The organism is Marinobacter sp. L-46, assembly GCF_056859535.1.
The window spans coordinates 1-20,617 of record NZ_JBSXOP010000084.1; the positions used below are offsets into that span (position 1 = coordinate 1).

The 20,617-nt window shown below is 57.5% G+C and carries 17 protein-coding genes and 3 tRNA genes; 6 read left to right on the forward strand and 14 right to left on the reverse strand.

Annotation, left to right across the window (positions count from 1 at the left end; translation table 11 throughout):
* Positions 1–540 precede the first annotated feature (540 nt).
* The 3 genes from AC13DJ_RS14700 to AC13DJ_RS14710 form a co-directional block, all read right to left on the reverse strand.
* Entirely contained in the window at positions 541–765 is a 225-nt protein-coding gene (locus AC13DJ_RS14700) for a hypothetical protein (protein WP_089676070.1), read from the reverse strand.
* A 494-nt stretch (positions 766–1,259) separates the two neighbouring features.
* On the reverse strand, positions 1,260–1,592 hold the full coding sequence (locus AC13DJ_RS14705; RefSeq protein WP_482933008.1) for a YnfA family protein: 333 nt from the start codon (positions 1,590–1,592) through the stop codon (positions 1,260–1,262).
* A 124-nt stretch (positions 1,593–1,716) separates the two neighbouring features.
* Positions 1,717–2,301: a hypothetical protein gene (locus AC13DJ_RS14710; protein WP_482933009.1), complete on the reverse strand. Its 585-nt coding sequence runs from the start codon at positions 2,299–2,301 to the stop codon at positions 1,717–1,719.
* 881 nt (positions 2,302–3,182) lie between these two features.
* Between AC13DJ_RS14710 and AC13DJ_RS14715 the strand changes: the two genes are divergently transcribed.
* Positions 3,183–4,169, forward strand: a complete 987-nt coding sequence (locus AC13DJ_RS14715; RefSeq protein WP_482933010.1) for an integron integrase — start codon at positions 3,183–3,185, stop codon at positions 4,167–4,169.
* On the opposite strand, the gene AC13DJ_RS14720 is transcribed toward AC13DJ_RS14715, so the two are convergent.
* The gene (locus tag AC13DJ_RS14720) at positions 4,166–4,501 is read right to left on the reverse strand and encodes a 4a-hydroxytetrahydrobiopterin dehydratase (RefSeq protein ID WP_482933011.1); all 336 of its coding nucleotides are present in this window, start codon (positions 4,499–4,501) and stop codon (positions 4,166–4,168) included. The genes AC13DJ_RS14715 and AC13DJ_RS14720 overlap by 4 nt on opposite strands.
* Before the next feature lie 124 nt (positions 4,502–4,625).
* On the opposite strand from AC13DJ_RS14720, the gene imuA reads away from it, so the two are divergent.
* From imuA to AC13DJ_RS14740, 4 genes are all read left to right on the forward strand, one after another.
* Positions 4,626–5,315 carry a translesion DNA synthesis-associated protein ImuA gene (imuA, locus tag AC13DJ_RS14725; protein WP_482933012.1) on the forward strand — a complete coding sequence of 230 codons (690 nt, stop codon included), beginning with the start codon at positions 4,626–4,628 and terminating at the stop codon, positions 5,313–5,315.
* Between the two features lie 4 nt (positions 5,316–5,319).
* The gene (locus AC13DJ_RS14730) at positions 5,320–6,738 is read left to right on the forward strand and encodes a Y-family DNA polymerase (protein ID WP_482933013.1); all 1,419 of its coding nucleotides are present in this window, start codon (positions 5,320–5,322) and stop codon (positions 6,736–6,738) included.
* Positions 6,738–9,854: an error-prone DNA polymerase gene (locus AC13DJ_RS14735; protein ID WP_482933014.1), complete on the forward strand. Its 3,117-nt coding sequence runs from the start codon at positions 6,738–6,740 to the stop codon at positions 9,852–9,854. The genes AC13DJ_RS14730 and AC13DJ_RS14735 overlap by 1 nt, the downstream gene beginning before the upstream one ends.
* Before the next feature lie 111 nt (positions 9,855–9,965).
* Positions 9,966–10,130, forward strand: coding sequence for a hypothetical protein (locus tag AC13DJ_RS14740; RefSeq protein ID WP_161628526.1), 165 nt, complete (start codon positions 9,966–9,968; stop codon positions 10,128–10,130).
* Here AC13DJ_RS14740 and AC13DJ_RS14745 read toward each other — a convergent pair.
* The 4 genes from AC13DJ_RS14745 to dbpA all read right to left on the reverse strand — a co-directional run bounded on the left by AC13DJ_RS14745 (position 10,114) and on the right by dbpA (position 15,130).
* Positions 10,114–11,448, reverse strand: coding sequence for a sodium ion-translocating decarboxylase subunit beta (locus AC13DJ_RS14745; protein ID WP_482933015.1), 1,335 nt, complete (start codon positions 11,446–11,448; stop codon positions 10,114–10,116). The two genes, AC13DJ_RS14740 and AC13DJ_RS14745, sit on opposite strands and share 17 nt — an antisense overlap.
* A 13-nt stretch (positions 11,449–11,461) precedes the next feature.
* Positions 11,462–13,240, reverse strand: a complete 1,779-nt coding sequence (oadA, locus tag AC13DJ_RS14750; RefSeq protein ID WP_094625655.1) for a sodium-extruding oxaloacetate decarboxylase subunit alpha — start codon at positions 13,238–13,240, stop codon at positions 11,462–11,464.
* A gap of 41 nt (positions 13,241–13,281) precedes the next feature.
* Positions 13,282–13,533 carry an OadG family protein gene (locus AC13DJ_RS14755; protein WP_094625654.1) on the reverse strand — a complete coding sequence of 84 codons (252 nt, stop codon included), beginning with the start codon at positions 13,531–13,533 and terminating at the stop codon, positions 13,282–13,284.
* A 223-nt stretch (positions 13,534–13,756) separates the two neighbouring features.
* Complete coding sequence (dbpA, locus tag AC13DJ_RS14760; RefSeq protein WP_232902328.1) at positions 13,757–15,130, reverse strand: ATP-dependent RNA helicase DbpA; 1,374 nt, start codon at positions 15,128–15,130, stop codon at positions 13,757–13,759.
* 104 nt (positions 15,131–15,234) lie between these two features.
* On the opposite strand from dbpA, the gene AC13DJ_RS14765 reads away from it, so the two are divergent.
* Positions 15,235–15,771, forward strand: coding sequence for a DUF2058 domain-containing protein (locus tag AC13DJ_RS14765; RefSeq protein WP_482933016.1), 537 nt, complete (start codon positions 15,235–15,237; stop codon positions 15,769–15,771).
* A 44-nt stretch (positions 15,772–15,815) separates the two neighbouring features.
* Here the strand turns inward: AC13DJ_RS14765 and AC13DJ_RS14770 are convergent.
* The 6 genes from AC13DJ_RS14770 to alaS all read right to left on the reverse strand — a co-directional run bounded on the left by AC13DJ_RS14770 (position 15,816) and on the right by alaS (position 20,609).
* Positions 15,816–15,892: transfer RNA gene (locus tag AC13DJ_RS14770), tRNA-Arg, on the reverse strand.
* A 21-nt stretch (positions 15,893–15,913) separates the two neighbouring features.
* A tRNA-Arg gene (locus tag AC13DJ_RS14775) sits at positions 15,914–15,990 on the reverse strand.
* Between the two features lie 59 nt (positions 15,991–16,049).
* Positions 16,050–16,139, reverse strand: a tRNA-Ser gene (locus AC13DJ_RS14780).
* A gap of 126 nt (positions 16,140–16,265) precedes the next feature.
* Positions 16,266–16,463, reverse strand: coding sequence for a carbon storage regulator CsrA (gene csrA, locus AC13DJ_RS14785; RefSeq protein ID WP_022989559.1), 198 nt, complete (start codon positions 16,461–16,463; stop codon positions 16,266–16,268).
* A 170-nt stretch (positions 16,464–16,633) separates the two neighbouring features.
* Positions 16,634–17,875 (reverse strand): aspartate kinase, encoded by a 1,242-nt coding sequence (locus AC13DJ_RS14790; RefSeq protein WP_094625651.1) that lies wholly within the window; start codon positions 17,873–17,875, stop codon positions 16,634–16,636.
* A gap of 103 nt (positions 17,876–17,978) precedes the next feature.
* Positions 17,979–20,609, reverse strand: a complete 2,631-nt coding sequence (alaS, locus tag AC13DJ_RS14795) for an alanine--tRNA ligase (protein WP_482933017.1) — start codon at positions 20,607–20,609, stop codon at positions 17,979–17,981.
* Positions 20,610–20,617: the final 8 nt, after the last annotated feature.

Sequence of the window (20,617 nt, forward strand, 5' to 3'; positions counted from 1 at the left end):
CTGGCCATTGAGGCAACCAAACCAGACAGCGCATTTTCCGGCCTTGGCGATCACCAGAGTGAGCGGGCTTACAACCAATCCCGGTGCCAAGGCCTTTGCACCCCACCTGCTAAAAACTCACGAATGCCGGGCCAATAACGCTTGCAGCATGCGCGCTTACGGAATGGAGCCGAAGGCGCAATGTAGTGGGTGTCGCCGTGCCTGCACTGGTTATGTTCTTCTTCGTGTTAGCAGCGCCTGCCCAGCCACCCCGAAGAATCAATGTGGATAAAATAACCGAAGTCCTCAGAGGACATGACGGATCGCGCATCAGTGAGCCCAACACCACAATACGGACAACACTTAATTTCGACTGCTGTAGTCCAGAGCGTATCACCCACTTCCTCAAGATATTGATTTTCCTGTAAGTCATCCTCTGTTGCTACCCGCTCAATAACCAAACACCAACCAAGGTCTTCAGAGCCAAAACGGGCTGGCCCCCAACAGATTGAAACGCCATCACTCGGCATCTCGTCACAACAGTGTATGAGATTTGACAGGCTATCCATTTATTTCATCCACAAATATCTGGTCCTCTACGGCATCTGCAATGGCGCGATCCAATCGTGTAAGCAAATCTTCGAATGACTCTTCAGGCCGGCGGACTAACATTGCAAGGCATTGATCTTCATCAGATGCAGTCGCCGCACAGCTAACCGGGCCAACCCTACCAATAGTGATTTCGCCTGAGCCATCAATCAGCAGTTCAATATTCTCGAGTTTCATATGACGAAACCTGACTCTTTGTGAACATAACGCTGAGGTAACCGGCGCCGGAGCGCAGCGGAGGGAACCAAAAGCGGTACGCTTTTGGCGTCCGGTTGACCGCCTGGTTAATGGCCGTTCACCACCGCGGTTGAGTCTGGAATCAAAAGCCGCATGCCCTCTCCCGGACAACTTGCACCAACTCAACGGATGCGACAGGGACCAGAACGCAAAAGCCGCCGGCCCGATTACCGTTTGAGACGGACGGCCCCGAGACTGGGGCACGCCATGAATACCAATACCGCAGACTATTTTGGCAACCAAACCCGACAGCGAATTTTCCGGCCTTGGCGATCATCAGCATGAGCGGGCTTTGCACCAAACCTGATGCCAAGGCCTTTGCACCGCACCCGCCAAAAACCCACAAAAGCCGGGCCATTAACGCCATTGTTTAGCGGCGCCCCGACAGGGGCGTCCGGTGGAGGCCGAAGGCCGGAACGAACTACAACTACTGGTTATGTGGTGCGCGGCCCAAACATGATGATTGCCATACCCAACAACGCAACACCTGAGCCAACCAAGTCCCATGCCGTTGGCCTTACTCCGTCGACGGCCCACAGCCAAAGTATCGCCATAAAAATATAAACACCACCATACGCAGCATAGACTCTGCCAGCGGCGGTGGGATGCAGCGACAGCAGCCACGCGAATGCCGCAAGACTTAGCGCGCCTGGCACCAAAAGCCAAATAGTTTTGCCCTCGCGAAGCCAGAGATAAGGCAAATAACAGCCGACAATTTCTGCCAATGCAGTAACAAGGAAAAGGCCAACAGTTTTCAGCTCAGGCAAAAGAACCTACTCCTTGGCAGTAACACATAACGCTTTTGTTCAGCGGCGACCTTTTTGCAGCGAAGCGGAGAAAAAGGGCGTCCGGTGGAGGGCCCTCAGGCCCGGAACGAACTGGAACTACTGGTTAGGCAGGGCTAAGCCAGCCATGCAACTCAGGAGCCACCGTACTTAAGAAAATACCCAGGGTCAGCCAAGCCAACCCCACAAGCGATGTCAGTAGATCTGCTGTATGTAAAGACTCCAAATCCGACCGCAACGTCCTTTCCAATCGTTCGGTACTCTCTGCAACCTCTTTTCTATGTTTTTCATGATTGTCTTTGAGCTCTTTCAGAGCTGTGCTTTGTTGTGACTGCGTAGCCTTGAGACGGTCGAGATTATCGACTATTGCTTGAACTCTTTTTTCAATTGAGTGTTCGGGATTGTCGGGGGTCCAAACCGTTGCATCGGCGCTCATTGTCGCCCTTGCCGCAATCGAAACACCACCTAGATTCACAGTGCGACCTTTCCATCTAGGGAAGCGCTTAAGCCATCCAATAAAGAGATCTCGAAGTAATGTTTGGCCGAAGTGTGCTCGAATTTGCAACAGCCCTCTTGCGGCGAACACCATGCCTATAAATTGAAGGGCGAAACCCGAAATTCTTATAGATGCTTCACTCTGCCACGTAACCATACCCAACAGCAGCGTGGCCACGACGACTAGCAGCCCCATTAAGACGACTTTGCCTTCGGCTAACCAAGCCCATAGTGCGCGCAGCCACCTTACCAATCTGAACCCTCCCAATTTCCTCGTCTAGTATTGCCTAACGCCAGCAATAAACGGCGCCCTGACAAGGGCGTCCGGTGGAGGCCGCAGGCCGGAACGTATTTGATTGCCTTGTTAGCTGCGAACAGCCGAACCGGAATGAAACCCGATCTTTGGCAACCAACATGACAGCCTGCACCGGCGCCCCTCTGGCACCAGCAACCGCTGATGCACTGTGATTAAAACCACCGCCTGCGATGCGGTGAATGAACCTGAACTTCAGAGTAGCAGGTAAGCAAGGAACCAGGTTTCGACGGACAGCCCCGCAACGCAAACACCTACCTTTATACCAACACCAAAACACGCTGAGCTACCAGCAAGACGACGAACTTTGACGGCCTTGGCAGAACACCATTGATTCGGGTTTTGCTGCCAGATTTCGGCCGAGGCCCAATGGCACCCCAGCCAACAAAACGGATCGAGGCACTACCAGCTAACAGCTAATTATACGAACGAGTTCGTATATCCCGCGTTCGTATAACTCCACACCAAACGCGCCCAAAATCTCATACTTTCCCAAACAAAAACAAAGGATTAACCATAATCACCACGGCTACCGCCGGAGTTATACGCCCTCTTTCGAGCCACCCCCTGCTCCAATCCCGGGGCGTATAACTCCGCCCATCAAAATCCTACTTTCCAACCATATCAGAAGGTTACATATATTTCCCATGCAAATTTCCGGAGTTTTGCGAACGCGTTCGTATAACTACAGCCCTAACCAAGGATTGACAAATTTTCACACCAATATACTGTATATCCATACATGCCAAGAGAGAGCTCAGGATATGGATATCCGCACCCCTATTTCACCGCAATCTACCCGTTTTCTTGATCAACTCAGGAATTTTATCCGGCTCCGGGGCCTGGCCTACAAAACCGAGATAACCTACGTATTCTGGATCAAACGCTTTATACGGTTTCATGGTCGAAAACACCCGGAAACCATGGGCACTGCGGAGGTAGAGGCATTTTTGTCTCACCTGGTACTGCAGGCGAATGTCAGCGTGGCTACCCAGCGAGTTGCACTGAATGCTCTGATTTTCCTGTACCGGGAGTTTCTGGGCACCCCCTTGGAAGAGCTCCAGTATGAGGCAGCCAGAAAACCCAAGAAGCTGCCAGTGGTATTCAGTCCGGATGAGGCCAGGCGGGTAATTGCTTGCCTGGAAGGCGAGTACAAACTGATCGCTATGCTGCTTTACGGTGCCGGTTTACGGATCAGTGAAGCGCTTCGGTTACGGGTCAAAGACATCGATTTCGGGATGCAGCAGTTAATTATCCGCGAAGGTAAAGGCGGTAAAGACAGGATCACACTGCTACCAGACCGGCTGATTGAGCCTCTTCAGAAACAGATCCACTCAGCCTTGCTGCAGCACAAGGTAGATATCGCCCGTGGCTGTGGCTCAGTGTATATGCCGGCTGGCCTGGCCAGAAAATACCCCAGTGCCAGCCAGGAACCAGACTGGCAGTATGTATTTCCGGCACCGGATCTTTCTATTGATCCGCGTTCTGGAAGACGGCGGCGCCACCACATGCTTGATCGAACGGTACAGAAGCACTTCAAGATCGCCATTCGCGCTGCGGGCATTCACAAGCCCGCCGGGAGCCACACCTTCAGGCACAGTTTTGCTACGCGGCTTCTGGAAGCGGGCTACGATTTACGCACCATCCAGAAGCTACTCGGCCATTCCGATGTCCGTACCACCGAAATCTACACCCATGTTGTTCGTAAAGGCGGCTTTGGTGTGCGCAGCCCGGTGGACGAGGCCTTTTAATAAAGCTCGTCTGTTCTCGCAGCCATAACAAAGTCATTTTTATGCAAACCGCCGATTTTGTGGGTCCACCAGCGCACGGTGGCTTTGCCCCACTCCAGCAGAATCGCAGGATGATGGTTTTCAGCTTCGGCCAGGTCTGCCACTTTGTTGGTGAAGGCCTGCGCTTCCACAAAGTTTTTGAAGGTGAAGAGCCGGCGTAACTGTTCCTCTCCATCTACCATCACATCTTCCCAGTCGGGGATGGCGCTCAGCAGCTCCTGTTTCTCCTGGCCGGTCACTTTGGGCGCATCTGCGCGGCAGGCCTCACAGGCGTGTTGGCTTAGTTTTGTCATGGCTGGTCCTCCTATCGGGTTGCTGTGTTCAGCGTGGGTGGCGTGAGAGGTTTTATCAAGTGGGGAGTTGAAATTTCGCCCCCACAAGAATACTGTATATATAAACAGTATTCGGATATTTCCCATGAGCGAAATACTCAGCAGCCTTCTGCAAGACGCCCGTATCTGGCAGGGCCACAAGCACAGAAAGACCACCCAGCCGGCGGAGTCGACAGGCTATCAGGTGCTGGATAACCAGCTGGGTGGTCTGGGCTGGCCGCGGGGTGCGTTGAGTGAGTGCCTGCTCGACACCTGCGGCATTGGCGAGTTGCACCTGGTACTGCCGCTGATGCAACGGATATCAGCCGCCAGCAAAACCATTTTCTGGCTGAACCCGCCGCACACGCCTTACGCTCCCGCACTCGCCCGTGAAGGGGTAGGTCTGGGCCACCTGGTGATGATCAACACCCGGGATCAGGGGGACTTTTTATGGACCATGGAAAACTGCCTGCGCTCCCCGGTTACCGGGCTGGTGCTGGCCTGGCCGGGCAAGCTCGCCAGCCGGGATGTCCGGCGTCTGCAACTGGCGTCAGAAGCCGGCGGCAATGTGTGTGTGTTATTCCGTAGCCGCCGGCTTTCAGACCAGAACTCTCCGGCAGCCTTACGGCTGGAACTGGCCCCCGGTGAACATCAGGAACTCAAGGTAAACATTATCAAACGCCGCGGTAGCTGGCCGGGGCAGCGTTGTTCCATTGCTCTCGGGCACCGGGCCAACATTGCTGTTCAGGATTCCTCCCGCGTCGTTCAGGGGCCCTGGCCCGAGGCCCGGGGGTAGCCCTGTGCTCTGGCTTTACCTGCACTTCCCTCACCTGTTGCTGGACCACGTCCGCCGCAGCCAGGATGCCACGGGCGCCCTGGCGATTGTAGACGGTGCCGGGCAAGGCGTTGTTCAGGCCTGCCCCACCGCCCGGGACCTGGGTATTACCCCGGGTATGCGCCTGAAAACAGCTCTCGGCCTGGCTCCGGATCTCAACATACTGCGGGGAGATGCAAAACAGGAGGCCTGGTTGCTGGAGGACCAGGCCCGCTGGCTGTATCACTATGCCGCACACATCACCCTGGCAGCACCGGATGGCCTCTGGGCAGAAGTCAGCAGCCTGCAGAAGCTGTACGGCGGTTTGCCGGCCATCTGGCAAACGGTGGAACAGGCGTTAACCGAACGCCAGCTCACCGCTTGGGTGGCTATTGGCCACACGCCGCTGGCCGCCCGGTTACTGGCCCACACCGGCAAGGGCGAATGCACCACAGACAAGGGCCATATCCTGACGGCGCTTGGCAATCTGCCATTACAGGCTGCGGGCTTTGACAAGAAATCCTGCACCCGCCTGCAGCGCCTTGGTCTGAACACCCTGGGTGAGGTATTTGCCCTGCCTGCTCCGGAACTGGCTCGGCGGTTATCGCCGGAGCTGCTGGCCATTATCCAGAAAATACAGGGCACCCGGGCCGATCCAAAGGCACCCTGGCAGCCACCCCACACGTTCCGGCAGCGGGCGGATTTTATCCAGGAGGTGGAGCACGCTCAGGGGCTGCTGTTCTCGCTGCAGCGGATACTGGCAGAGCTGGAAGAAGACCTGTGCTGGCGCCAGCAGGATACCGACACCCTGCTGTTGGTGTTGCAGCACCGGCATGAAGAGCCCACCCGTTTACGTATCCGCACCACCGGGCCAGAGCACCGGGCCGAGGTTTTTCTGAAACTGATACAGCTGAAGCTGGACCAGCAACCGCTGCGGGCTCCGGTCACCGGCCTTGTTCTGGCGGTTAAACGCTTTACCGGCCGAGAGGCGCCGGGGGGCCAGGACCTGCTGGGCGAAACCCAGGATCTGAACGAGGCCTGGCACACACTGATCAGCCGCCTGCAGGCCCGACTGGGTGAACAGGCCCTCAAGCAACTGGCGCCAATGGACGATCACCGGCCGGAACATGCCTGGTCTGCCAGCGAAGTACGCAAACCCGGAAAGCGCCAGGACAGCGCTTCGGCGATACTTCCCCACCGCCCCTTGTGGTTGCTGAAAGGCCCCCGGCCACTGGAACAAACGCCGGTAGCCTGGCATTCCGGCCCGGAACGCATCAGCGGTGGCTGGTGGGATGGCCAGCGGGTACACCGGGATTACTACATCGCCCGGTTACCGGGCGGCGAGTTGGCCTGGGTGTTCCGGGATGTTAACGATGGCTGGTTCATACATGGATGGTTTGGTTAATGGCAGGCAGCTACGCAGAACTCTTCTGTTTCAGCAATTTCACCTTCCTCACCGGGGCCTCACACCCCCATGAGTTGGCGGAACGGGCCCTGGAGCTTGGCTATCACGCCATCGCCATCACCGACGCCTGCTCGGTGGCGGGTATTCCCAGGGCCTGGGCCGCTTTAAAAGACAGCCCGGTAAAGCTGATTACCGGCAGCTGGTTTGAATTGGAAGATGCCCCCGCCGGCGCGGCCACGCCCCGCTTCATCCTGCTGGCCCAGTCCCGCAAGGGCTACGGCCAGCTGTGCCAACTGATCACCACCGGCCGGCGCCGGGCAGAAAAAGGCCAGTACCAGCTGTTTGCCCGGGATATTGAAACCCACGAGCTGAATCACTGCCTGTGCCTGTGGCAACCACCTTCCACGGCGGCGGCCAGCTACAAACAAGCCGTGGCGTGTGGTGAATGGTTGCAGCGGTTGTTTGAACAACGCCTGCGCATTGGCGCTACCCGCACCCTGGAGGCAGGTGAGGAGCAACAGCTGGCCCGGGTACGCGCGCTGGCTGAACACTTGCAGCTAGCCGTTGCAGCAACCGGCGAAGTGCACATGCACGCCAGGGAACGCCAGCCCCTGCAAGATGTACTCACCGCCCTGCGCCACCACGCCACGGTCGAAAACGCCGGCCACTGCCTGTTCCAGAACGGCGAACGCTACCTGCGCCCACTCCTGGTGCTGCAACGCCTGTTTCCGCAGGCCTGGCTTCAGGAAACCGTAAACATTGCCAACAGCTGCAGCTTCGAGCCCGGCAGCCTGCGCTATGAGTACCCGCCTGATCTTGTACCGGAAGGCGAATCCCCGGCGGCCTATCTCAAGCGCCTGACCCGGGAAGGCGAACGCCGCCGCTACCCCGAAGGTACGCCGATGAAGGTGCAGGCGTTAATCCGCAAAGAACTAGGGATGATCTCGGAGTTCAACTACGAGCACTACTTCCTCACCATCCACGACATCGTGGCCTTTGCCCGCAGCCGGGGCATTTTATGCCAGGGGCGCGGGTCGGCCGCCAACTCGGCCGTCTGTTACTGCCTGGGCATTACCGAGGTGAACCCGGCCAAGGTCGAGCTGCTGTTTGAACGCTTCATCTCGAAAGACCGGGACGAGCCACCGGATATCGATGTGGATTTCGAGCACCAGCGGCGGGAAGAGGTCATCCAGTACATCTACCAGCGCTACGGCCGGGAACGGGCGGCGCTGGCCGCCACGGTTATCCGCTACCGCTACCGCAGCGCCATCCGGGATGTGGGCAAGGCACTTGGCTTTGATGCCGCCCTGGTGGAGAAACTGCTGGATGGCATCGACTGGCGCGACAAAACCACCAACTGGCGCCAGCAGATACTGGACAAGGGGCTCACCCGCAACCCGAAAGTGGCGGAGCAGTTCTTTACCCTGGTGAACACCTTACTGGGCTTTCCCCGCCACCTGTCTCAGCACGTAGGCGGTTTTGTTATCAGCGCAGGGCCACTGGCGGAACTGGTGCCGGTGGAAAACGCCGCCATGGAAGGCCGCACGGTCATCCAGTGGGATAAGGACGACCTGGAAAGCCTGGGCCTGATGAAAGTGGATGTACTGGCTCTGGGCATGCTCACCGCCATCCGCAAGGCACTGGAGCTGATCAGCGAAGAAAAAGGCCAGGCCTTCACCATGCAGGACGTGCCCCAGGAAGACCCGGACACCTACGCCATGCTGCAAAAAGGCGACAGCATCGGCGTATTCCAGGTGGAATCCCGGGCCCAGATCAACATGCTCCCGCGCCTGAAACCGGAAACCTTCTACGACCTGGTGATCGAAGTCGCCATCGTGCGCCCCGGCCCCATTCAAGGCGATATGGTGCACCCCTATTTGCGCCGCAAACACGGCCTGGAACCCGTCAAATTCCCCAACGATGCCGTCCGGCAGGTACTGGAGCGCACATTGGGCGTGCCCATCTTCCAGGAACAGGTGATCAAACTGGCCATGGTCGCCGCCGGCTTTACCGGAGGCGAGGCCGACAAACTGCGCCGGGCCATGGCCGCATGGAAATCCCACGGGGACTTAACCCCGTTCCGGGACAAACTCATCACCGGCATGCTCGAACGGGGCCATGATCCGGACTTTGCCGAGCGCCTGTACCAACAGATCTGCGGTTTCGGCGGCTACGGCTTCCCGGAATCCCACGCCGCCAGCTTCGCTTTACTGGTCTACGTCTCTGCCTGGATAAAACGCCACCATCCGGCCGCCTTCTACTGCGCCCTGCTCAACAGCCAGCCCATGGGCTTCTACTCCCCCAGCCAACTGGTGCAGGATGCCCAACGCCATAACGTCACCGTACTGGCACCAGACGTAAACCACAGCCACCGTGAACACACCCTGCAAGGCCCGGAAAAACACCTGCGCCTTGGCCTCCGGATTATTCAGGGACTGTCTTCCAGCGGCGCCGACCGTATCCACCAGAACCGCCCGAAAAACGGCTACCAAAGCGCCGCCGAACTGCGCACCCGCGCCGGCCTCAACCAACGCGACATGGAACTCCTCGCCGGCGCCAACGCCATGCCCGGCTTTACCAGCAACCGCCACCAGGCCTACTGGCAACTGCTCGAACACGAAAAACCGGCAGAACTCTTCGCCAACGAAACCATGGCAGACTACCAACCCGAACCCTGCCACCTGCTCCCGGAACCCACCGAAGGCCAGAACGTCCTCGCAGACTACAGCAGCCAAGGCTTAACACTACAAAGACACCCCCTCGCCCTGCTCCGCGAACAAGGCCACCTGAGCTACTGCCTCACCGCCGACCAACTAAAAACCACACGCCCCGGCATCCCCGTACAAGTCGCCGGCCTGGTAACCGGCCGCCAACGCCCCGGCACCGCCTCCGGCGTAACCTTCGTCACCCTCGAAGACGAAACCGGCAACATCAACGTCGTCGTCTGGCTCGAAACCGCCCGCCGCCAACGCAAACCGTTACTCACTGCCCGCTTGTTACACGTAAAAGGCGTTATCGAAAAAGAGGGAGACATCGTGCATGTCATGGCCGGAAAACTGTCTGACCTGAGCCACCTGATTAACTCGTTACCAGTTAGCTCCAGAGATTTTCACTGATCACCCGAGAACGAACACCACAAGGCAAATTTTTCTGCACTCTTATGGCTTACAGTTCGGAGTTCAGAAGCATCGGGGTGCGGGGCCTTCCAAAAATGTGCGGAGCCATCGATGGCGGAGCAGAAGCGCCACACGGATGTGCCGCAGGAGCGGTTTTTGGAAGGCCCCGCCACCCCGGTGCCAGCCCCCAAACTAGCAGGCTACAAAAAAGAAAACCCCGCCGAAGCAGGGTTCTCTATAACTACAGCAGTGAAAACAATCAGCTCAGAAGCTTGATCATCACACCCGCTGCAACCGCAGAGCCGATAACACCGGCCACGTTCGGGCCCATTGCATGCATCAGCAGGAAGTTCTGCGGGTTGGCTTCCAGGCCCACCTTGTTGGAGACCCGCGCCGCCATGGGTACCGCGGATACACCCGCGGAGCCTATCAACGGGTTGATCGGTTCCTTGGTGAACTTGTTCATCAGTTTCGCCATCAGTACACCAGAAGCGGTGCCCACACCGAAAGCCACGATACCCAAGCCCAGGATACCCAGGGTCTGGCCATCCAGGAACTTGTCCGCCATCAGCTTGGAGCCAACGGACAGACCCAGGAAAATGGTCACGATGTTGATCAGCGCGTTCTGGGCAGTATCGCTCAAACGCTCTACCACGCCACACTCACGCATCAGGTTACCGAAGCAGAACATACCCAGCAGCGGAGCCGCATCGGGCAGGAACAGAACCACGGCAATCAGCACCACCAGCGGGAAGATGATCTTCTCTTTCTTGCTCACCGGGCGCAGCTGACTCATCTTGATCTTGCGTTCCTGCTCGGAGGTCAGCGCCTTCATGATGGGTGGCTGGATCATCGGCACCAGCGCCATGTAGGCGTAGGCCGAGACCGCAATCGCGCCCAGAAGGTGGGGAGCCAGAACACTGGATACATAGATGGACGTCGGGCCGTCAGCACCACCGATGATACCGATGGCCGCCGCTTCCAGAATGGTAAATTCCAGAACGCCGGTCCAGTCCAGCAGGGCTGCACCCAGAACCGTACCGAAGATACCGAACTGAGCCGCTGCACCCAGCAGCAGAGTCTTGGGGTTTGCCAGCAGCGGGCCGAAGTCGGTCATCGCGCCTACACCCATGAAGATCAACAGCGGGCCAACGGTACTGCCGATTACCACGGAGTAGAAGTTGTACAGCATACCGTTGCCGTAGCCGTAATCCTGGGCGATGGAATTGGCCATGGCCATTTCGGAGTAGCTGGCTTCCTTGACCGCTTCCTTGAAGATATCTTTCAGCTCCGGGGTCACCGCCTGGCCGGCCTGGTAGGCCACGTCCAGGGGCGCCGCCAGGGCCGCCAGAATCTCCGTGGAGCCATTCTTCAATGCGAAGTGGATGGCATTCTCCGCCGCAGTCAGGGCCAGCCCTGCCTCCGGAATATTCGCCAGGATACCGCCGAACCCGATGGGGACCAGCAGCAGTGGCTCGAACTTCTTGTTGATCGCAAGATAGAGGAGCAGCAGGCCGATGGCGATCATCACCACCTGGCCGAGCTCGATATTGAACAGGCCACTACCTGTCCACAGTGTCATCATTTTATCCATGGAATGCTGGCCCTTATGCGATTGTCAGCATTTCATCATCAACGGAGACGGCATCCCCCTCCTTGATGAAGACTTCACCGATGGTACCGGCCTTGGGTGCGCGCACCTCGGTTTCCATTTTCATGGCTTCGAGGATAATCATCACATCGCCCTCTTCCACGGTGTCACCCGGAGAAACGTGCACTTTCCAGATGTTGCCGCCCAGAGGGGCCAGTACAGGCTCGCCTTCGCCAGCGGCCGGAGCAGCGGCCGCCGGTGCAGAAGACGCACCGCCCTGGCCTTCGATCTGGCTGATTTCGCCACCTTCGTTCACGGCCACCACATACTTCTGGCCATTCACTTCCACGGTGTAGGTCTCAGGACCTGCGGCTTTCTTGGCCGGTGCTACGTCGTCAGCACTCGGTACCGGCTCGAACGCATCCGGGTTGCCACGGTTTTCCAGGAACTTCAGGCCAATCTGCGGGAACAGGGCGTAGGTCAGAACGTCGTCCACTTCCTGCTCGGCCAGCTTGATGCCCTTTTCCTTGGCGATGTCTTTCAGCTCGGCGGTCAGCTTGTCCATTTCCGGCTCGATTTTGTCAGCCGGGCGGCAAGTGATCGCTTCTTTGCCATCCAGAACCCGCTCCTGCAGTTCCTTGTTGAACGGCGCCGGTGCGGAACCGTACTCGCCCTTCAGGATGGCGGCGGTTTCCTTGGAGATCGACTTGTAGCGCTCGCCGGTCAGTACGTTCAGTACCGCCTGGGTGCCCACAATCTGGGAGGTCGGGGTTACCAGCGGGATATAGCCCAGGTCTTCACGTACCTTGGGAATCTCGGCCAGCACCTGGTCGAACTTGTCGCTGGCGTTCTGCTCTTTCAGCTGGCTTTCCATGTTGGTCAGCATGCCGCCAGGAACCTGGGCAATCAGGATGCGGGAATCGACGCCTTTCAGGCTGCCTTCGAACTTGGCGTACTTCTTACGCACTTCGCGGAAGTAAGACGCGATTTCTTCCAGCAGGTTCAGGTCCAGGCCGGTATCGCGGTCGGTCCCTTCCAGGATCGCCACAATCGCCTCGGTGGGCGAATGGCCGTAGGTCATACTCATGGAGGAGATGGCCGCATCCACGTTATCAATGCCGGCTTCGGCGGCTTTGATTGCTGTGGCGGTGGACATGCCGGTGGTGGCATGACACTGCATGTGAATGGGGATATCCAGCTCTTTCTTCAGACGGCTGACCAGGTCGTAAGCCACGTAAGGCTTCAGCAGACCGGCCATGTCCTTGATGGCGATGGAATCGGCACCCATGTCGGCGATTTCCTTGGCCAGCTCAACCCAGTTCTCGATGGTGTGTACCGGGCTGGTGGTGTAGGAAATCGTACCCTGGGCGTGCTTGCCGGTCTGGCGAACAGCCTTGATGGCGGTGGCCAGGTTGCGGGGGTCGTTCATCGCATCAAAAATACGGAACACGTCTACGCCGTTTTCGGCGGCACGGTCTACAAACCGCTCTACCACGTCATCCGCATAGTGACGGTAGCCCAGAAGGTTCTGGCCGCGCAGCAGCATTTGCTGGGGCGTGTTGGGCATGGCTTTTTTCAGCTCGCGGATGCGATCCCAGGGGTCTTCACCCAGGTAACGGATACAGGAATCAAAGGTAGCACCACCCCAGGATTCGAGGGACCAGAAACCGACTTTGTCGAGTTTCTCGGCAATCGGCAGCATGTCATCCAGCCGCATGCGGGTGGCCAGCAGGGATTGGTGGGCGTCACGCAGAATTACGTCCGTAATCCCAAGCGGTTTTTTCGTGTCAGTCATCGTGTCAGCCTTCTGTTAAAAGGTTCTAATCTGTACCAGGGTCACTTCTTGTGGCGTGCCCGGTATTGTGCAATCGCCTTCTTGATGGCCTCGGCGGTGTCAGGGTCAACCGACGTGGGCGCCTTCGGCTTGGCACGTGGCGTTCTGGCCGGGGTTGCCGGCTCTGGCGGCGCAAACCGCAGAATGATTTTGGACATCAGGCCGGTCGCGAATACCAGGATAACCAGGAACACGAACACGAAACCCATGCCGGCGATCATCAGCTCAACGGCTTGTGACATCAGGTCATTCATAGCGAACAGCTACCTGTATTGGTTTGTGTGATTTCCCCGGATTACTACTAGCCCAAACAAGACCAAAGTCTTATGGCCTGAAAAAGCAAAACGGGAGGCAAAATCCTGCGTAATTTACCGGTTTCATTGATCAGGAGCAACCTAAAGGACACATTTCTATAGGGAGTTTCCGAGCGCTCCGGCCTGAAAAGACAACTGAAGCGCCACTTTATTCAAAGCGCGATTACGCGAAGCGAACGCGTATTTTCCTGCCTTTCACCTTACCTGCTTCAAGCCTGGCGAGCGCCTTATCTGCCCACTCTACCTGCACCGCAACAAAGCACTGGAAATCGAACAGATCAATTTTGCCTACCGCAGAGCCGGGAATGCCTGCGTCACCGGTGAGCGCTCCCAGAACATCACCGGGGCGAACCTTTTCTTTGCGGCCTCCGGCCAGGCACAGCGTTTTCATTGGCGGGCGTACCGGGCGCACCCGTTCTGCCAACAGCCCGGCCGTATCACCCCACTCCGCGGACTTTGCCCGATCAGCTTCCAGACGGGTTATCTTGTGCCCCTGCTTCGGCGTGCACAGCGTAATCGCATGGCCTTGCTCCCCCGCCCGGCCGGTACGCCCGATTCGGTGGGTATAAACTTCCGGATCCCGCGCAGGCTCGGCATTGATCACCAGCGGCAGGCCTTTGATGTCCAGCCCCCGGGCCGCCACATCCGTAGCTACCAGCACGGTGCAGCTTTGGTTAGCAAACTTCACCAGCGTGCCATCCCGGTCTTTCTGGTCGAGGTCACCGTGTAAAGACAAGGCAGCAAATCCCAACCGGGAAAGCTCGTCGGCCAGCTCATCACAGTCGCGCTTGGTGGTACAGAACACCAGGCTGGCCGATGGTTGGAAACGCGAAAGCAAGGCCGCCACTGCAGCAACCTGCTGATCCGGCGCGATTTCATAGAACAGCTCTTCAATATCCGGCCCGGATTCCTGCGCCTCAACCCGCACATCTTCCGGCTCGGACTGGAAGCGTTCACTGATGGTACGGATCGCGTCTGGCCAGGTAGCCGAAAACAACAGTGTCTGGCGATTACGTGGCGTCTGCGAAAGAATTGAAGTCATCACTTCTTCAAAACCCATGTCCAGCATCCGGTCTGCTTCATCCAGCACCAGGGTTTTCAGGCGGTCCAGGTTCAAGGTGCCCTTGCGAAGGTGGTCCTCCACCCTGCCCGGTGTGCCCACCACAATATGGGCACCGTGGCTAAGCGAACCAATCTGCGGGCCGATGGGCACACCGCCACACAGGGTAAGCACCTTTACATTTTCCTTTGCCCGAGCCAGCTCCCGAAGGGCCTTGGCCACCTGGTCTGCCAGCTCCCGGGTAGGACACAGCACCAGCGCCTGTACCGCGAACTGCTTCGGCTGCAGCTTTTCGATCAGCGGTATGCCGAAGGCCGCGGTCTTGCCGCTGCCGGTCTGGGCCATGGCAATCACATCCCGACCAGCCATGGCCGGCGGCATGGCTTTTACCTGAATACCGGTTGGCTGCGTGTAATTCAGCCGGTCAAGGTTGGCCTGCATTGCAGGCGACAGGCCCAGCTCTTTGAAAGAAGACATAAAAAATCCGTGAGGTGAGGTAAACGTGGGTTATTGAGTGCGCACTGACGGCGTATACTGAACAGATAATTGCTGAAGTTTATCACGAATCCACGGAGTCACTGATGGCGTCTTTGCAGGAACAACTTATGAAAGCCGGGCTGGCTGACGAGAAAAAGGCCCGGGCCATTCGCAGCGAAAAGCGTAAACAGCGGAAACAACAGCCGAAAGGCGCTGCCCAGGTGAATGAAGCCGAAGAGCGCGCACGCAAGGCGAGGCAGGAACAGGCCGAAAGGGATCGTCAGCTGAACCTGGAACGGCAGAAAGAAGCCGAGAAAAAAGCCATCCAGGCCCAGATTCGCCAGCTGATCGAAACTAACCGACTGGATCGCAGCCGGGGCGAGACGTCTTACCAGTTTGTTGACGGCAAGAAGATCAAGAAAATCCTGGTGGACGACAAGATGGTTGACCAGCTTTCGAGGGGGCGGCTGGCCATCGTCGCCCTTTGCGAAAACTACGAAGTTGTCCCGGACAAGGTGGCACGCAAGATTATGGAACGGGATGAAGCTGCCATTATCTCAATGCATGAGCGGAAACAGGACGACGCCGGCGAGGACGATCCGTACGCGGGTTATGAGATCCCTGACGATTTGATGTGGTAACAGAAACAAAAAGCCCCGCACTTGGCGGGGCTTTTTGTTTAATATGGCGCGGCTGGGAGGATTCGAACCTCCGACCGCCTGGTTCGTAGCCAGGTACTCTATCCAGCTGAGCTACAGCCGCTTGAAACTGATTGGCGAAAATTGGCGCGGCTGGGAGGATTCGAACCTCCGACCGCCTGGTTCGTAGCCAGGTACTCTATCCAGCTGAGCTACAGCCGCACAATCTTTCGCAGTGGTTGAATGCTACTTCAACCGGTTCTCGCCTTTCCGCTAGGAAATGGCGGAGAGGGAGGGATTCGAACCCTCGGTACGATTGCTCGTACGGTTCCTTAGCAGGGAACTGGTTTCAGCCACTCACCCACCTCTCCTTGAGAACGGGGCGTATACTACCATAATTTTTCTGTTTTCATAGGGTTGACACGATATTTTTCTAACCGATTTTCCCTATTATTAAAAAAGCCGCTCAGGTTTCCCTTGAGCGGCTTTCTTTCTGATCAACGATTGCCCGGTTCCGGCTCGTCAGAGCCTTTTTCGGACTGAATCCGCTGATAGATTTCTTCGCGGTGAACGGCAACATCTTTAGGTGCGTTAACACCGATGCGAACCTGGTTCCCCTTCACTCCGAGAACGGTAACGGTAATTTCGTCACCGATCATCAGAGTTTCGCCAACGCGGCGAGTCAAAATCAACATATCCCTTTCTCCCTATTCCAAAGCTACCTGTTCCGACTACATTTCTATGTACTTATTGCTTTTATAATGAGATCACCGCGAAGTCTAAAGGCGGAATAATACTTATACAATCTCCAACCTCTATAGATTTCCTCAATGACCTTCAGGAGGAAGCAAAGGGCACCCTGCCCTCACATTCCTTCTTCTACTACCCCGGACTTGTCCAGCTCGAAGGCACTGTGCAGTGCGCGAACGGCCAGTTCGAGATATTTCTCGTCGATCACCACGGAAATCTTGATTTCCGATGTGGAGATCATCTGAATATTGATGCCTTCGTTAGACAGCGCTTCGAACATTTTAGTTGCAACGCCGGCATGGGAACGCATGCCAACACCCACAATGCTCACCTTCGCAATCTTGGTGTCGCCGCCCACTTCACCGGCACCGATTTCGGTGCTGATGCCGCGCAGAACGTCCTGGGCACGCTTGAAATCATTACGGTGAACCGTGAAGGTGAATGCGGTTTTGTTATCCTCACCCACGTTCTGGACAATCATGTCCACCTCGATGTTGGCATCGCTCACCGGCTTGAGAATTCGCAGGGCGCTGCCCGGGGTGTCAGGCACTCCGGAGATAGTCAGTTTGGCTTCATCACGGTTAAAGGCAATGCCGGAAACAACCGGTTGTTCCATGGCGTTCTCATCCTCAAAAGTAATCAGGGTACCCTCGCCTTCTGCGAAGCTGGACAGCACCCTTAATGGAACATTGTATTTACCTGCAAATTCGACGGCCCGTATCTGGAGCACTTTCGAGCCCAGGCTGGCCATCTCAAGCATTTCTTCGAACGTAATTCGCTCAAGCCGGCGCGCGCTGTCTACTACCCGCGGGTCGGTCGTATAAACGCCGTCAACATCGGTGTAAATCTGGCACTCGTCCGCCTTCAGCGCCGCCGCCAAGGCAACGGCTGTGGTATCGGAACCACCGCGGCCCAGCGTGGTGATATTGCCGTGCTCATCAACACCCTGGAAACCGGCAACCACAACAACCCGGCCTGCATCCAGATCCGCGCGCATGTTCTGCTCGTCGATATCTTTAATGCGTGCCTTGGTATGGCTGCTGTCCGTCAGTATCCGCACCTGGGAGCCGGTATAAGACCGGGCATCACAGCCGCGCTTCTGCAGCGCCATAGACAACAGGGCGATAGTGACCTGCTCACCGGTGGAAACCAGCACGTCCATTTCGCGGGGCGTGGGCTCTTCCATAATGTCGTTGGCCAGGGCAATCAGGCGATTGGTCTCGCCGCTCATAGCGGAGACCACCACCACAATGTCGTGACCATCTTTGCGGAACTGACACACCTTGTCAGCGACCGCTTCAATCCGTTCGGTTGTGCCGACGGATGTACCACCAAATTTCTGAACCAACAGAGCCATGCTTTCCCAAACTCCGAATCGGGCCTTACAGCGGAGCCAGGCTCCGCCAGTCAAATAAAGCGGGCGGAATTATAAACCTCCGCCCGCTTCCGAAAACAGTTGCTTATCCGATATTTTGCTCGACCCAGCCCGGAACTCCGGCCAGGGCATCTGCCAGCCTGGACGGATCGTTACCACCGCCCTGAGCCATATCCGGGCGACCACCGCCTTTACCATCTACCTGGGCACACAGATGCTTCATCAGGTCGCCAGCTTTGATGCGGCCAGTGGCTGACTTGGTTACGCCGGCAACCAGCGTCACCTTGCCATCGTCCACAGTGGCCAGAACCACCACACCCTCGCCCAGCTTGTTCTTCAACTGGTCAGCGGTTTCCATCAGGGCCTTGCGGTCTGCGCCTTCCAGCTCTGCTGCCACAACCTTCAATCCGGCAACCTCAACCGCGTTACCAGCAAGGTCGCTACCGGCGGAGCTGGCCAGCTTGGCCTTCAGGCCATCCATGTCTTTTTCCAGCTGACGGTTGCGGTCGAGAACCTGCTGAACTTTCTCCACGACAGTCTCGCGGGTGCCCTTAACCAGGCGGGCGGTTTCACGCAGGGTTCGCTCGGTGGCGTCCAGCCATTCCAGTGCGCCGAAGCCGGTCACCGCTTCAATACGGCGAACGCCGGAGGAAATACCGCTCTCGGAGGTAATACGGAACAAACCGATATCGCCGGTGCGGGATACGTGGGTACCGCCACACAGCTCAACAGAATAGTGATCGGTACCCATGCTCAGAACCCGAACCACATCGCCGTACTTCTCGCCGAACAGCGCCATAGCGCCCTTGGCCTTGGCCGTTTCCATATCGGTAACGTCGATCTCAACCGGGGTGTTTTCCAGTACCTGCTCGTTCACCTGGCGTTCGATTTCTTTCAGCTGCTCGGCAGTGACCGCCTCGAAATGGGAGAAGTCGAAACGCAGTTTGTCGGGGTCTACCAGGGAACCTTTCTGGGTTACATGCTCACCCAGAACATTGCGCAGTGCTGCGTGCAGCAGGTGCGTGGCGGAGTGGTTACGCTTGGTGCGTTCACGGCGGGCGTGGTCAATACGCGCGTCAACTTCCAGCCCCGGGAACAGCTCACCTTCTACCAGCGTGCCCACGTGCAGGTGGTTATCGCCTTCTTTGCGGGTGTCGGTTACCTTGAACCGGCCACCGCTCCAGGTCAGCAGGCCGGTGTCACCCACCTGGCCGCCGGATTCTGCGTAGAACGGAGTACGCTCCAGCACCACAACACATTCGTCACCGGCTTCGGCGGTTTTCTCTTCGCCATTCACCAGAACGGTGCGGATTCGCTCGTGGCCGTCGATGTGATCGTAACCGGTAAACTCGGTTTTCCCTTCGATGGTGATGCCTGCGGCGTTGTAATCAATGCCGAACTTGCTCGCAGCCCGGGCGCGGTCACGCTGGGCTTCCATGGCCTTTTCGTAGCCTTCATAGTCCAGGGTCAGGCCGCGCTCGCGGGCGATGTCGTTGGTCAGGTCTACCGGGAAACCGTAAGTGTCGTACAGGGTAAAGACGGTTTCGCCGGGAATTTCAGTACCCTTCAGCTCGGCAATATCCTGTTCCAGCAGGCGCAGGCCTTTGTCCAGGGTCTTGGCGAACTGCTCTTCTTCTTGCAGCAGTACTTTTTCGATCTGCTTGCGGCTGCTGACCAGTTGCGGATAGGCATCGCCCATCAGTTCAACCAGGGCACCGGTAAGCTTGTAGAAGAACGGTTCGTTCGCACCCAGCTTGTTACCGTGGCGGGCTGCACGGCGGATGATCCGGCGCAGCACAAAGCCACGACCTTCGTTGGACGGCATCACGCCATCGGCAATCAGGAAGGCACAGGAACGGATGTGGTCGGCCACGACGCGCAGTGAGGCCTCGGTAGTGGCTGCACCACCCAGAATCCCGGAAGCGGCTTTCAGCAAATCCTGGAACAGGTCGATTTCATAGTTGCTGTGAACGCCCTGCAACACCGCTGCAATTCGCTCCAGACCCATACCGGTATCCACAGAAGGCTTGGGCAGGTTCAGCATCTCGCCATCGGCGGTGCGGTTGTACTGCATGAACACCACGTTCCAGATCTCGATGTAGCGGTCGCCGTCTTCCTCCGGGCTACCGGGAGGGCCGCCAGCCACGTCCGGGCCGTGGTCGTAGAAGATTTCGGTGCAGGGGCCGCAGGGGCCGGTGTCACCCATCTGCCAGAAGTTGTCGGAGGCGTAGCGCGCACCCTTGTTGTCGCCAATGCGAACAATGCGGTCTGCCGGCACGCCAACTTCTTTGTTCCAGATATCAAAGGCTTCGTCGTCTTCGGCGTAAACCGTTACCCACAGCTTTTCCTGGGGCAGGTTCAGGTGCTTCTCACCGGTCAGGAAGGTCCAGGCAAAGTTAATGGCTTCGCGCTTGAAGTAATCGCCGAAGCTGAAGTTGCCCAGCATTTCGAAGAAGGTATGGTGGCGGGCGGTATAACCCACGTTCTCCAGGTCGTTATGCTTGCCGCCGGCGCGCACACACTTCTGGGACGATGTTGCCCGGTTATAGTCGCGCTCTTCACGGCCAAGGAAGGTATCCTTGAACTGGTTCATGCCAGCGTTGGTGAACAACAGTGTCGGGTCGTCTGCCGGTACCAGGGAACTGCTCGGCACAATGGTGTGACCTTGCTGTTTGAAATATTCCAGAAACGCCTGTCGCAACTCTGCGGTTTTCATAGACCTTT